Origin of the sequence: Siphonobacter sp. SORGH_AS_1065 (assembly GCF_030818595.1) — a bacterium.
Classification (GTDB): Bacteria; Bacteroidota; Bacteroidia; order Cytophagales; family Spirosomataceae; genus Siphonobacter.
This window is the reverse complement of the sequence record NZ_JAUTAM010000004.1, coordinates 3132089-3146168: the sequence shown is the minus strand read 5'-3', so window position 1 is coordinate 3146168 and position 14080 is coordinate 3132089. Positions and strand designations below refer to the sequence as shown.

The following is a 14080-nucleotide window of genomic DNA, read 5'->3' as shown; positions in this document are numbered from 1 at the left end:
TTACATGAGTTGGGCAAGACGCTTTAATAATTCAGCCCGCTGGTCGTCGAGCTGACTTTCCCAAGCAATTACCTGAGGATCATTATGGTACACGCCAGTCCGTTGATGCAGTCGTTCGCTGGCTTCTCTGAGTCGGGCTAATTCCGTTCTGATTTCCCGTACTTCCGGTTGCTGGCAGGTGATTACTTGCATTTCACACATCAATTCCAGCCGTTTCTGCTGCTGATCCAGTGAAGACTCCCCCACCTTCGCCCACTCCATCGGCTCGCTAGTAACCTTCACCGAATTTCGCGGAGTAATCAGCCAGAAAGAAAGTCCGGTCACCAGAACCAATCCTGCGGCCAGGCTGCTCATCCAGCTTCGCAGAGGTTTATTTTTTCGGGGTAAGTGTAATTCAATTTTCTCCCAGGCCCGCTCTGCGGGCTCATAATGGGGAAGTTGTTGCCAATGAAGTTGATCTTCAATTTTTTGCCATAACGCTTCATCTGGCTCATATTCGGGTAAAGTTGGAAATTCCATAGTCTTTAGCTGATTAAAGCAGGTGATTTTAGTAGTTCTCTCAGCTTCCGTTTGGCGGCATGAAGCTGCGATTTTGAAGTTCCTTCCGAGATATCCAGTAGCTCACTCACTTCCCGATGACTGTATCCTTCCACTTCAATCATCAGAAAAATGGCACGGCACCCATCGGGTAAACTCAAAATGGCTTTTTCCAGGTGAGCAGCTTCTATCTGAGCATAACCCGTATCCGATACCAGTTCTTCCGGCACTTCAGCTATCCAGAGCTTACCTTTCTCAATGTATCGGTAAGCCTTCCGAATGATAATTGTTTTTAACCATCGTCCTAAAGAAGCTTCCTGTCTGAAATCATTGAGATGGCGAAACATTTCAATAAATGCCTCCTGCAAAACATCATGAGCCATATCAAAGTCACCCGTCATTCGATAGGCCAAAGAAAACATGGCTTTTTTGTAACGATCATACAACGTACGCTGAGCAATACGATCGTGCCGAATACAGGCTTCAATAAGGGCTGACAGGTCATCCATAGGGGCAATTTCTAATCAAAAGAGCCGCGAAGACGCAGAAAGGTTGGTTCATTACCGGATTTTTTTTCTCTGGTAACAGGAAGTAGCTAATTTTGCGACCATTACAGGCGGACGAGTGTTCCGCCGCTGATCGAAGTTCATCATGAAATATCAAATTAAAGATTACCTCCGTCACCACGGTTTTGTGGGTCAGACCCTAACGGTTCAGGGGTGGGTTCGAACCAAGCGAGAGAGCAAGAATGTCAATTTTATTGCTCTAAATGACGGCTCGACCATCAATAACCTGCAAGTTGTGGCTGAAGCGGGCGTGATTTCGGACGATATTCTCAAACTCGTAACGACCGGCTCTGCCATTGCAGCTACCGGGGTACTGGTCGATTCGCAGGGAGCGGGCCAGTCAGTTGAATTAAAAGTTGAGTCCATCGAAGTATACGGCACAGCCGATCCTGATCTGTATCCGCTGCAACCCAAGCGTCATTCGCTGGAGTTTCTACGGGAAATTGCTCACTTACGTCCTCGTACCAATACGTTTTCGGCGGTGTTCCGGGTACGTCATGCCCTGGCTTTCGCCGTTCATAAGTATTTCAGTGATAATGGATTTTTCTACTGGAACTCTCCCATTATTACGGGATCGGATGCCGAAGGAGCGGGTGAAATGTTCCGCGTCACCACGCTGGATCCTAAAAATCCCCCTCTGAACGAAGATGGTTCGATTAATTATAAAGAAGACTTTTTCGGCAAAGAAACTAACCTGACGGTATCAGGGCAGTTGGAAGGCGAATTAGCGGCTTTGGGTCTGGGTAAAATCTATACGTTTGGTCCTACGTTCCGGGCCGAAAACTCAAACACGACTCGTCACTTAGCCGAGTTCTGGATGATTGAGCCCGAAATGGCGTTCTTCGAACTGGAAGATAACATGGCTCTGGCCGAAGATTTCGTTCAGTACGTGATTAAATACGCTCTGGAAAACTGCCAGGACGATTTAGCTTTCCTCGAAAAACGGTTGCTTGAGGAAGAAAAGAACAAGCCCCAGAACGAGCGTAGTCCCATGCCACTACTGGAAAAGCTCCAGTTTGTGGTAGAAAACGAGTTCGAGCGTCTGACTTATACGAAGGCTATTGAAATTTTGCTTCAGTCGAAGCCTCACAAAGAGAAGAAGTTCCAGTACCCTGTAGAATGGGGTATTGACCTGCAAAGTGAGCACGAGCGTTACCTCGTTGAAAAGCACTTCAAGAAACCCGTAATCCTGACCCATTATCCCCGGGCGATCAAGGCTTTCTACATGAAACAGGAAGTGGATCGTCCCGAAGACAAAGGGCCAACGGTACGGGCCATGGATGTATTATTCCCCGGTATCGGTGAAATGATTGGCGGAAGTCAGCGGGAAGATAATCTGGAAAAACTCGTAGCCCGGATGGAAGAAGTCGGCATTGAGCCTCAAAGCATGGACTGGTTCCTCGACACGCGTCGATTCGGTTCGGCTCCGCACTCGGGTTTTGGTTTAGGTTTCGAGCGTCTGATTCAGTTTGTAACGGGTATGGGTAACATCCGCGATGTGATTCCTTTCCCCCGTTTCCCTAAATCAGCAGAGTTCTAATACCCGATTTTCTCTATTTGTGAAGACCGTTTCTCCTAAGAAACGGTCTTTTTTAGTTCCATTCTAAATTAATCCGAGCATCGGCTTAGATTTGCAGCGGGAAATTCCCAAACCTGTAAACGTGTACTATTTTGCTTCCTGCTTTACTGATATGCCTCGCCCTGACTCTTGCTACGGTTGTAGTGGGAGTATACGCTGAACGAAAAATTTCGGGTTTTATTCAGGATCGCCTCGGCCCTACCGAAGTGGGTCCATATGGCTTACTCCAGTTATTTGCCGATTTATTGAAGTTACTCCAGAAAGAAGACATTGTGCCCAAACTGGCAGATCGCTGGATGTATCTGGTGGCTCCCTGTCTGATTTTTGTGGCGATTTTTCTAGGTTATGCCGTCGTTCCGCTCGGCCCCGACTGGATTGGCTCCAGCACCGCCATTGGCGTTTTCTGGCTCATGGCGATCGTTTCTCTCGATGTGCTGGGTATTATCATTGCAGGCTGGGCTTCTAACAATAAATATTCCCTGTTTGGAGCTATTCGCTCAGTAGCTCAGATTGTGAGTTATGAAATTCCGCTGGGGCTTTCGGTGCTTTGCGTAGCCATGATTTGCCAGAGCCTTGATTTACAGGAAATTAGTTTTCAGCAAGGCATTTATTCTCAGGAAAATGTCTATTTCTTCGGTATAAAAAGCTGGGGATTGGATGTAACAGCCAACGGTGGTTTTCTAAGCTGGAATATTTTCCGAATGCCACTTTTCTTTATTGCCTTTATTATCTACTTCATCGCCTCGCTGGCCGAATGCAACCGGGCTCCTTTCGACTTACCCGAAGCGGAATCTGAGCTGGTAGGTGGCTTTCATACGGAATATTCCGGTTTCCGCTGGGCCCTGGTTTTCCTCAGCGAGTATGCCATGATGATGCTGGTTAGTATTCTCGGCGTAGTGTTGTTTCTGGGTAGCTGGAATACCCCCTTACCCAATATAGGTGCAGTAAAATTAGCGGACTGGACTTCCGGTGCACCGGGAACGCTGTTAGGTAACTTCTCAGGTATGTTCTGGTTATTGGCCAAAGCTGCTTTGTTAATCCTCGTTCAAATCTGGGTTCGCTGGACTTACCCTCGCCTTCGCGTCGATCAGTTAATGTATTTAGGCTGGAAAGTCTTAACGCCTCTTGCTTTAGTGATGGTCGTCTTATCTGGCGTATGGCGTTTATTGATGGTTTAACATCTGATAATAAATAAGTTATAACTAATGACCATCCTTAAGTAGGGTGGTCATTATGTTTTATTATACATTCATCAATATAATCGATTTTACTTATCAATTTCTTCCTTATACTTTTGTCTCAGTTCTTACTTCAAAATCACTAAGCAAGCGATGGATCAACAAAAATTAACAACCGCTTCAGGACGCCCCTATGCTGAAAACGAAAACTCACAAAGCGTAGGTCCCCGTGGTCCTTTATTGCTACAAGACTATATTTTACACGAAAAAATGGCTCACTTCAACCGCGAGCGAATTCCAGAGCGGGTAGTGCATGCCAAAGGTTCTGGTGCTTTCGGTACCCTGACCATTACCAATGATATTACGAAATATTCTCGGGCAAAAGTATTCAGTGAAGTTGGGAAGCAAACGCCTTTATTCCTGCGTTTTTCGACCGTAGGTGGCGAAAAAGGCTCTGCTGATACCGAACGCGACCCTCGCGGTTTTGCTCTCAAGTTTTATACCGAAGATGGTAACTGGGATTTAGTAGGTAACAACACACCCGTTTTCTTCGTCAAAGATCCCAAGAAATTCGGTGACTTCATTCACACGCAAAAGCGGGATCCTTTCACTAACCTGAAATCACCTACCATGATGTGGGATTTTTGGTCGCTGAACCCTGAATCCTTACATCAGGTTCTGATTTTGATGTCTGATCGCGGCACGCCTTATGGCTACCGTCACATGCACGGATTTGGAAGTCATACGTTTTCGTTCATTAATAAAGAAAATGAGCGTTTTTACGTAAAATTCCACTTCCTGACCAAACAGGGCATTAAAAATTTCACTGGTAAAGATGCCGATGAAATGAAGTCGAAAGACATGGATTTTGCTCAGCGTGATTTGCTGGAACACATTGAAAAGGGTGACTTCCCAAAATGGTCGATGCAGGTTCAGATCATGCCCGAAGCGGAAGCTAGAACATACCATATCAATCCTTTCGATTTGACGAAAGTATGGCCTCACTCCGATTATCCGCTGATTGAAGTCGGTGAAATTGAATTAAACCGAAACCCTGATAATTACTTCCAGGACGTAGAACAGGCGGCCTTTGCTCCCGCTCATGTGGTGGATGGCATTGGTTATTCGCCCGACAAGATGTTACAGGGCCGTCTGCTCTCGTATCCTGATGCTCAGCGGTATCGTTTAGGAGGTAACTACGAACAGATTCCCGTAAACCGTTGTCCTTTCGCTACCACTAACTACCAGCGTGACGGACAAATGCGGGTTGATGGTAACGGTGGCCGTAATCCCAACTATTTCCCTAACTCGTTTGATAACATCGTAGCAGATCAAAGCTATCAGGAACCTGCCTGGGAACTGGATTCGAATATAGCTGGCTGGTACGACCGCAACGGTGAAGGTGAGAACGATCACTACACCCAACCCGGTAACTTGTATCGCAACGTTCTGGACGATGAGCAGAAAAGCCACCTGGTAGAAACCATCGTGGGTGCTTTGGGCGGCGTTACGGGTCCTAAACGTGACGAAATCATTAACCGTCAGTTGTGCCACTTCTTCCGGGCCGACATTGGTCTGGGGATGCGTATTGCTCAGGGCTTAGGCGTAAACGTAGAAAATGCGATGCCTAAAAAGCATGAAGTTAACTAGCGAGAAGGTTTACAAAGTTTGAGCGGGTTTGAGGTAGTTTGAAGTTTGATTTCGGTTTGAAAAGTTATTTGTAACCTGGCGGTTTAGGATCAAATCCACCTAACCAATCAAACCGTTTCTAACCAAGTCAAACTATCTCAAACTTGACCAAACATTAATTAAACCTGCTCAAACTTAACCAAACTTCAAACCTTCCTCTTCCGGGGAAGGTTTTTATATATGTAGAACGGCAAAGATTTCCGACCTTTGTCCCCGAAACGCCACGAGCGAAGAAGAGATAGACAGAACGTATTTTAAGGTTACATCTATTCAGGTAACCCTCCAAACATGCAGGTCACAGAATTAGCGTCCACTCGCACGACTCAACAACTGAAAACGGGTATTTTACTGGTTAACCTGGGCACACCCGATAGTCCCAATGTACCGGACGTACGTAAATATTTACAGGAATTTTTGATGGATGGCCGCGTCATTGATATTCCTTTCATGAATCGCTGGGCTTTAATCAACCTGATTATTGCTCCCTTCCGGGCTCCCAAATCCGCTAAAGTGTACCGGGAATTATGGGAAGAACGCGGCTCGCCACTCAAGTTTTACGGAGAAGATATTAAAGAACTGGTTCAACAGCGTCTGGGTGAAGATTACGAAGTAGAGCTGGCCATGCGTTACCAGAATCCCAGCATTCAAGCCGGTCTGGATCGCTTTCAAAAGTTAGGACTGAAGAAGATTATTGTCGTTCCATTCTTCCCTCAATATGCTTCTGCTTCAACGGGTTCGGTGTATGAAAAGGTCATGGAAATTGTAGGTAAATGGCAGGTTATTCCTGAAATTTCCTTTACCAATACCTTTTACGATCATCCCAAATTCATTGAACATTTTGCGGAAACAGCTCGCAAGTACATGCGTGAACACGAGTACGACTTCTTCCTGTTCAGTTACCACGGCTTACCCGAACGCCAGATTACCAAGGGCGATCATACGGGTAATACCTGTAAGTTTGGCAGTTGCTGCGATCATATTCATAAGGATAATCAGTATTGTTACCGGGCTCAGTGTTTCGCCACTACCCGCCTGCTCGTGAAGGAGTTGGGTTTAAAAGAAGGTACGTATACCACCAGTTTCCAGAGCCGTCTGGGAAAAACGCCCTGGATTAAACCCTACACCGACGAGGTGATTATTGATCTGGCTAAACAAGGAAAGAAAAGCGTATTGGCCTTCAGCCCTGCGTTTGTGGCCGACTGCCTCGAAACGACGATTGAAGTAGGCGAAGAATATAAAGAGTTATTTGAGGAAAACGGAGGTCAGCACTGGCAACTGGTAGAAAGTTTGAATAACAGTCCTTTATACGTTGATTTATTAATTGATTTAATCAACAAACAGGCTTAAATGAATCGCCCCGGTCACCATCGGGGCGATTTTTTTAGCGTGCGTATTATATTTATCAAACCTACGCTAACGCCTCAAACGCTAATGATAAACCGACCGATTTATCTGGACTATAACGCAACCACACCCGTAGACCCTCAGGTGTTGGAAACGATGTTACCCTGGTTTTCGGAACAATTCGGAAATGCCGCCAGTCGCACGCATCTTTGGGGTTGGGAAGCCGCCGAAGCGGTTGAAAATGCCCGTCAGCAAGTAGCTCAGATCCTGGGGGCTCAGGATAAAGAGATCGTTTTTACCAGCGGAGCCACTGAATCGAATAACCTGGCTTTACTGGGTAGTTTTGAAGCTTCTTCCAGCAAAAAACACCTTATTACCGTTCAGACCGAGCATAAAGCGATTCTGGACGTTTGTAACTATCTGGAAAAACAGGGTGCGGAAGTTACCTATTTACAGCCGGACTCTCAGGGATTAATCACCCCGCAACAAGTTCAGGAAGCCCTTCGGGAAGATACCTTACTGGTTTCCGTGATGTGGGCCAATAACGAAACTGGTATGATTCAACCGATTCGGGAAATTGGTCGAATGTGTCGCGATACCGGCGTTTTATTTCACACCGATGCTACGCAGGCGGTGGGCAAACTCCCCATTTATGTAGAGGCCGATTTCATTGATTTACTCAGTCTTTCCGCCCATAAACTTTACGGCCCGAAAGGAGCTGGAGCCTTGTACGTTCGCAGAAAAACACCTCTGGCCATTCAAATGCACGGCGGCGGACACGAACGCGGGCGACGTTCAGGGACATTGAATGTTCCTGGAATTATTGGTTTAGGAAAAGCCTGCGAGCTGAGTTACGAGAAGTTACCTACCGAAAGTAAGCGTTTGGCTGATTTAAGGGATTACCTCGAACGCACGATTCTGGAATTCATCCCCAACGTTCAGGTGAATGGCTCGGTTACGCATCGTTTGCCGCATGTTAGTAACCTGGCTTTTGGTGGCGTTGATGGAGAAGCTTTGTTATTAAATCTGACAAAAATCGCCGTTTCTAATGGCTCGGCCTGTACTTCAGCTTCGGTTCATCCTTCGCACGTGCTGAAAGCTATGGGGTTAAGCGATGAGCTAGCCCATGCATCCGTTCGGTTTAGCCTGGGACGTTTTACTACCGCTGAAGATATTACACTGGCGATTCGGTACGTTACTGAAACTGTTGCCCATACCCGAGCCCATTTCATAAGCCTTTGACCATTCATGGAGCTTTTTGAGTTATACAACGAACAGAACCTTCCCTTCTGGCAAACCAAAATACGGTCGGACGTACACCGCGACGGCGACTGGCACCGCAGCACGGAAGTGTGGGTTATTAATCAAAATCAGGAGCTGTTACTAAACCTACGCCATCCCGACAAAGACCTTTTTGCCAATCTCTGGGATGTTTGCATAGCGGGACATTTAATGCCGGGTGAAAACTATCGCACGGCGGCAATCCGGGAAGTCAAGGAAGAGTTGGGCATTCAGGTCCCCTCTTCAGCTTTACACTTCGTTGATGTCTGGACTATGGATGGGTTTGATGCAAAAACGCAGTCTTTTGATCGGGAGTTTACGGGTGTTTTCGTCTGGAAAACGCAACTCGAATTATCCTCATTTACGCCACAGGCGGAAGAGATTGCAGAACTGAAATACGTTTCACTAACTGAAGTAAGACAAATGCTGGAAAACCCCGGCTCTGGCTTACCCTTCATTCCGATGGAATCCATTTTTTTGAATATGATGGATCGAATTGAAACTACTATCCTCCCACAGTTGTGACCTCTGATTTTGACGAAATATCTTCTATTCAGCCCATTATTATTCAGAAAGTTAGTCTGAACGAGTCGGCCCAAACCTTACCCGATGTATTAGCAGTAGAAGAACCCCTGGAAATTGTACTGGCCTGGAGAGAGAATGAAAAATGGCAGCAGAAAAGTCTGTCCGTAACCATGCGAACGCCGGGTCAGGATGAAGAACTGGCTTTGGGTTTTCTCTTTTCGGAAGGCTTATTACTGGATCGCTCGGAAGTGCAGAAAGTACGGGTTAGCTCTCTAATTAATAAGGTTTTCGTAGAAGTATTACCCATTGTAGCCGAACGATCCGAACGGTTGCAACGTCACTTTTATACGACTTCGAGTTGCGGCGTCTGTGGCAAAGCTTCACTGGAAGCCGTTCGGCAAACGGCTCGTTACCCCATTTCAGAAGTAACTCCTTTGATACATTGGGAGACGCTTTTTCGATTACCTCAACTGCTCCGGGAGGCCCAATCAACTTTTGATCAAACTGGCGGTCTTCACGCCTCGGGTTTGTTTGATAACGAAGGTAATTTATTAATACTCCGCGAAGATGTAGGTCGTCATAATGCTCTAGATAAAGTACTGGGTTATGCTTTGAATGCTAACGATTTACCCCTCAGTAATAAAGTCTTACTGCTGAGTGGACGCATTAGTTTTGAGCTAGTTCAGAAAGCTGTCATGGCTGGTATTCCTTTGATTGCCGCCATTGGGGCTCCTTCCAGTCTAGCCGTTTCACTGGCTCAGGAACATGGTCTTACCTTAATAGGCTTTCTTCGGAATTCTCACGCCAATATTTATAATGGGGCGGAGCGGTTAGTTTAGCGTACGCCAGGTAGTTGATCATTTTTAGCGGTTGTAAGTTGATAGATTACTATTCAACCTTTTACAACAAATAAATACATCATTAACTTAACTATTTGAGAGACTGTCTAAAACTAAGAGTTAGATAAAGGGAAATAGGTCTCTCCCCACTTCGGGAGGACCATTGGAGGAAGAGTTTATACAGCGATCTGTCATCGAGAGTGAATCGGAGAAGCTTCGGGAATGCTCCTTCCCCGGATAAAATCCGGGGACACGGTTGTTAATAATAGTTATCTCATACCTAAAGGATAATCATTACGTGATCATCCGCCTCTGTCATTCAGAGCGAAGCGAAGAATCTTATGCTCTTTTTCGAGCTTGTTGGGGCATGCGGTAACTTGAATAAATCAACCCCGCCCCATTCGGCAGAAGTTCTCTCTCTTCGTTCGAGATGACAGCTGGGGGTTAATCACTAGTGTGAGATTCTATCTTTTTTCTTAAATAAGGCAGGTTCTACCTGCCGTTCTCCCAGGGCTATTAGCCCTAGCAAAGCCAAGGATCGCATTCCGATTCGCAATCGCTCAAGATTACAGAAACCCTGATTCGTATCAAGGTCTTCTAGTATAAATGCTAGACAGCTCTTAAAAGTTGAAAAATAAAAAGCTACCCGAAAAACGATTCGGGTAGCTCTACTTGTACACCTGTAATCTGAACCTACTAACTTAATCAGGGCTTTCACCAACGGTAACGGGCTCCAGTTGATTTAATTCTTCTTCCGTAAATAACCGTGATCGGATTAGGAAACGTACCCCTAAGGGAATTTCCGCCGAAAAACTAGCCCCACGTCCGGGCACCACGTCAAGGGTCAGTTGGGTATGTTTCCAGTATTCAAATTGAAAATCGCTCATCCAGAAATCGCAGCCATGTACATTCCCTAACAACACATCGTGGCTACCGATTTTAAAATCTCCCACGGGAAAACACATGGGCGAAGATCCATCACAGCAACCTCCGCTTTGGTGAAAAAGCAATTCGCCATGTACCTCTCTTAGCTGATCAATAATGGCCTTTGCCGCATCGGTAACTAATACACGAGATACCATAGCAGTTTGAGGTTTGGGGTTTTGAGTTGAGAGTTAGCCCATTAACTCAAAACCCTCAACTCAAAACTCATCAAAAGAATCCTAACTTATGCTTATCATAGGAAATCAGCATGTTTTTGGTTTGGCGATAGTGACTTAGCATCATTTTATGCGTTTCGCGACCAAAACCTGATTTTTTATAGCCACCAAACGGAGCATGTGCGGGGTAAGCATGGTAGCAGTTCACCCAAACGCGTCCGGCCTGAATGGCACGGGGCACGGTGTACAATTCGTGAGCATCACGCGTCCAGACTCCTGCACCTAATCCGTAAAGCGTATCGTTCGCAATAGAAATGGCTTCTTCCGTATCCTTAAACGTAGTTACGGATAAAACCGGACCAAAGATTTCTTCCTGGAAAATCCGCATTTTGTTGTGTCCTTTCAGGATGGTTGGCTGGATGTAATAACCATTTTCCAGACCGCTATTCTGATGGAAGGCCGCTCCGCCGGTTAATACCTGAGCTCCTTCCTGCTTACCAATTTCGATGTAAGACAGAATTTTCTCGTACTGATCTTTCGAAGCCTGAGCTCCAAGCATGGTATCTGCCGAAAGTGGACTACCCATCTTGATTGCTTTTGTCCGGGCAATTACTTTCTCAATGAACTTTTCGTAAATGGATTCATGCACCAGTAATCGCGAAGGGCAGGTACAGATTTCTCCCTGATTCAGGGCGAATAATACGGCTCCCTCGACGGCTTTGTCCAGGAATTCATCATCCTTATCCATCACGCTGGGGAAGATGATATTGGGCGATTTACCCCCTAATTCCATTGTAGCTGGAATCAGATTCTCAGCCGCATATTGAAGAATCAGACGGCCTGTGGTCGTTTCACCCGTAAAGGCTACTTTCGCCACCCGATTAGAAGAAGCCAGTGGTTTACCTGCTTCCAGACCAAAACCATTCACTACATTCAGTACGCCTTCAGGTAATAAATCACCGATTAATTCCAGTAAAACCAGAATACTCGTTGGCGTCTGCTCGGCTGGTTTCAGCACAATGGTACATCCCGCCGCCAGGGCCGGAGCTACTTTCCAGGTAGCCATTAGCAATGGGAAGTTCCAGGGAATAATCTGGCCTACTACGCCAATGGGTTCGTGAATGTTCAGCGAAACGGTATTTTCGTCCAGTTCTGCCACCGAGCTTTCTTCAGCCCGAATTACCCCTGCATAATACCGGAAGTGGTCAATAACCAGTGGTAAATCCGCTGCGGTAGTCTCACGAAGTGGCTTCCCATTATCAATCGTCTCTACTTTGGCGAGATAATCCAAATTCTGCTCAATGCGGTCAGCAATTTTTAGCAGTACATTACTACGATTCGCTACTGATGTTTTGGACCATTTCGGGAAAGCCGCATGAGCCGCATCCAGGGCCGTTTCTATATCTTCGGCAGTCGATCGGGCTACCTGGCAAAATACTTTCCCATCGATGGGAGAAATATTATCAAAATATTGACCGCGAGCCGGAGCTACCCATTTTCCACCAATGTAATTTTCGTATCGTTCTTTAAAGGTCGGACGATCCGTCCGTACCGGAGCTTCGAGTGTCGCTTCCATAATCCAATTGTTTAAGAGGTTTACTAAGACAAAGATCAGGAATTAGTCTATTTTTTATTGGATTGATCCTATCAAAGAAAGTAACGATTCTATCAATTTGAGGCGAAGTGAAAGAAATGATCCTAATCAAAAATTAAACGCCGCTCGGCTTTTCTACTGGCAGCAAGAACCGTTAGTAAACCTACAGAAATGCTTTTCGTAACTCTCAATGATCCTAGAAGCAAGACTGCCAGCGAAAAAGCTGGACTTCCGCTACCAGCTTTTTCGCTGGTAGCATGAGTTACTAGTAAACCCAGTAAGCTGAATCCTACACTATTCCATTATCCCTAGAAGCAAAGCCACCAACAAAAAAACTGATCTTCCGCTACCAGCTTTTTTGCTGGTAGCATGAGTTATTAGTAAACCCAGTAAGCTGAATTCAGTAACCTTCAAAGAATATACGCGTAGAACATCCGCTGCCAGCAGAAAAGCTGGCAGCAAATCATAAATCATATCAAGGAAAACCGATCTTCCGCTACCAGCTTTTTCGCTGGTAGCATGAGTTACTAGTAAACCCAGTAAGCTGAATTCTAACTTTCAATAACCGCTAACTAAGAACATACACGTAAAACAACCGCTGCCAGCAGAAAAGCTGGCAGCAAATCATAAATCATATCAAGGAAAAACTCATCTTCCGTTACCAGCTTTCCGCTGGTAGCATGAGTTACTAGTAAACCCAGTAGGTTGAATCTGAAAACTTTCAATTAGCATCAAAGCAAGGCCACCAGCAAACCACAAAAAAAGCCAGCGAATTCGCTGGCCTTCTCAAGAACGAATACGTATCCACTAATTAAGCCGATACTGAACGGGCGTGCTTTGCGTATAGCGTTTGAAGAGTTTCAGAAAATGATTCAGATTATTAAATCCGCAGGCTACGCTAATATCACCAACGCTCCGATTGGTTGTTTTGAGTAGTCGCTGAGCCAACTGTATCCGTTGCTGATTAATAAACTCCAGTGGCGATAGGCCAAACTGAGCTTTAAACTGTCGATAAAAACTAGGCTCACTCATGCAGGCTTTATCGGCTAACTGTCTGACATTAAAGGTTTCATGTAGGTGATCCTTAATGTATTGAGTAATAAAAGCCAGCCGATTCGTACTGCTGTGTTGCTGACTGTTTTCAATTAATAACCGACGAGCCTGCGTTTGAATCAATCGCATGGTTAATTCTTTCATGACCAGATCAGCGAAGAAATCTTTGGCCGGATTATTCTCCGTAAAAATGTCTATCAGCCGACTAATCAAGCTATTTACCGTCGAAGAATTCGTGAAGTAAAAACTGCTGTCCGACCATCGCCATCCCGAGGGTGAATCAACGAGTGGAATGTTTTCATTTAAAAGATCCGTATACTTCGCAATCTGATCCTGACCAATGGCCAGAGCCAGGCATTGCGTTGGCGTTGAAAAAGTAGCTTCCGGGAAATCAATTCGCATGGTTCGATTACCCGGAACCAGCACCGACTCTCCCGGATGATAGTCAAAATCCGGGGTATCTTCGAGGTGCATGACTTTCTTGCCCCGAATCATACTCGTCAGCACCGGACTGTGAAAAGTTAACTCTACGGCCCGGGCCTGCGAATGCGTTTCGTAAATATTCAGTTCAGCGGTATCCAGCGTATAAGCCGTTCGATTTTCAACGACCTGCTCTAACCGGCGATTTCTCAAATGACTTCTGAGATCAAACAAAGAATCCGATTTCATAGCATTACGATCTTCTGAAGTTCAGAAGTATTTCTTCTGAAGGCTGGCAATATACTTACAATATCCAATTTATTCTAACTATAATATAAAACGTTTTATATCGCGGAAAAGTTATACTTATGAGTT

Annotated in this window: 12 protein-coding genes; 7 read left to right on the top strand and 5 right to left on the bottom strand. The window is 45.6% G+C overall.

Translation table 11 applies throughout. From position 1 onward, the window contains the following. Positions 1-519 (bottom strand): hypothetical protein, encoded by a 519-nt coding sequence (locus QE390_RS13600; RefSeq protein ID WP_307142541.1) that lies wholly within the window; start codon positions 517-519, stop codon positions 1-3. 5 nt (positions 520-524) lie between these two features. Beyond that, positions 525-1046 (bottom strand): RNA polymerase sigma factor, encoded by a 522-nt coding sequence (locus QE390_RS13595; protein ID WP_307142540.1) that lies wholly within the window; start codon positions 1044-1046, stop codon positions 525-527. A 142-nt stretch (positions 1047-1188) separates the two neighbouring features. Between QE390_RS13595 and asnS the strand changes: the two genes are divergently transcribed. The 7 genes from asnS to fdhD all read left to right on the top strand — a co-directional run bounded on the left by asnS (position 1189) and on the right by fdhD (position 9538). Then, a complete protein-coding gene (gene asnS / locus QE390_RS13590; RefSeq protein WP_106635474.1) occupies positions 1189-2643 on the top strand; it encodes an asparagine--tRNA ligase in 1455 nt (484 codons plus the stop codon). A gap of 131 nt (positions 2644-2774) precedes the next feature. After that, positions 2775-3860, top strand: coding sequence for a complex I subunit 1 family protein (locus QE390_RS13585; protein WP_307142539.1), 1086 nt, complete (start codon positions 2775-2777; stop codon positions 3858-3860). A gap of 153 nt (positions 3861-4013) precedes the next feature. Further along, positions 4014-5510: a catalase gene (locus QE390_RS13580; RefSeq protein WP_307142538.1), complete on the top strand. Its 1497-nt coding sequence runs from the start codon at positions 4014-4016 to the stop codon at positions 5508-5510. Positions 5511-5837: 327 nt separating this feature from the next. Further along, a complete protein-coding gene (gene hemH / locus QE390_RS13575) occupies positions 5838-6896 on the top strand; it encodes a ferrochelatase (RefSeq protein WP_307142537.1) in 1059 nt (352 codons plus the stop codon). Further along, complete coding sequence (locus QE390_RS13570) at positions 6897-8135, top strand: cysteine desulfurase family protein (protein WP_373424542.1); 1239 nt, start codon at positions 6897-6899, stop codon at positions 8133-8135. It begins immediately after the preceding gene. A gap of 6 nt (positions 8136-8141) precedes the next feature. After that, positions 8142-8699 carry an NUDIX domain-containing protein gene (locus QE390_RS13565; RefSeq protein WP_307142536.1) on the top strand — a complete coding sequence of 186 codons (558 nt, stop codon included), beginning with the start codon at positions 8142-8144 and terminating at the stop codon, positions 8697-8699. Then, positions 8696-9538, top strand: a complete 843-nt coding sequence (gene fdhD / locus QE390_RS13560) for a formate dehydrogenase accessory sulfurtransferase FdhD (protein ID WP_307142535.1) — start codon at positions 8696-8698, stop codon at positions 9536-9538. Before QE390_RS13565 ends, fdhD begins: the two co-directional genes overlap by 4 nt. Positions 9539-10239: 701 nt before the next feature. Here the strand turns inward: fdhD and QE390_RS13555 are convergent. The 3 genes from QE390_RS13555 to QE390_RS13545 all read right to left on the bottom strand — a co-directional run bounded on the left by QE390_RS13555 (position 10240) and on the right by QE390_RS13545 (position 13954). Beyond that, positions 10240-10620: a DUF779 domain-containing protein gene (locus tag QE390_RS13555; protein WP_307142534.1), complete on the bottom strand. Its 381-nt coding sequence runs from the start codon at positions 10618-10620 to the stop codon at positions 10240-10242. A gap of 70 nt (positions 10621-10690) precedes the next feature. Then, complete coding sequence (locus QE390_RS13550; protein ID WP_106635468.1) at positions 10691-12214, bottom strand: aldehyde dehydrogenase family protein; 1524 nt, start codon at positions 12212-12214, stop codon at positions 10691-10693. Positions 12215-13039: 825 nt separating this feature from the next. Beyond that, positions 13040-13954: an AraC family transcriptional regulator gene (locus tag QE390_RS13545; RefSeq protein WP_106635467.1), complete on the bottom strand. Its 915-nt coding sequence runs from the start codon at positions 13952-13954 to the stop codon at positions 13040-13042. Between the last annotated feature and the right edge of the window lie 126 nt (positions 13955-14080).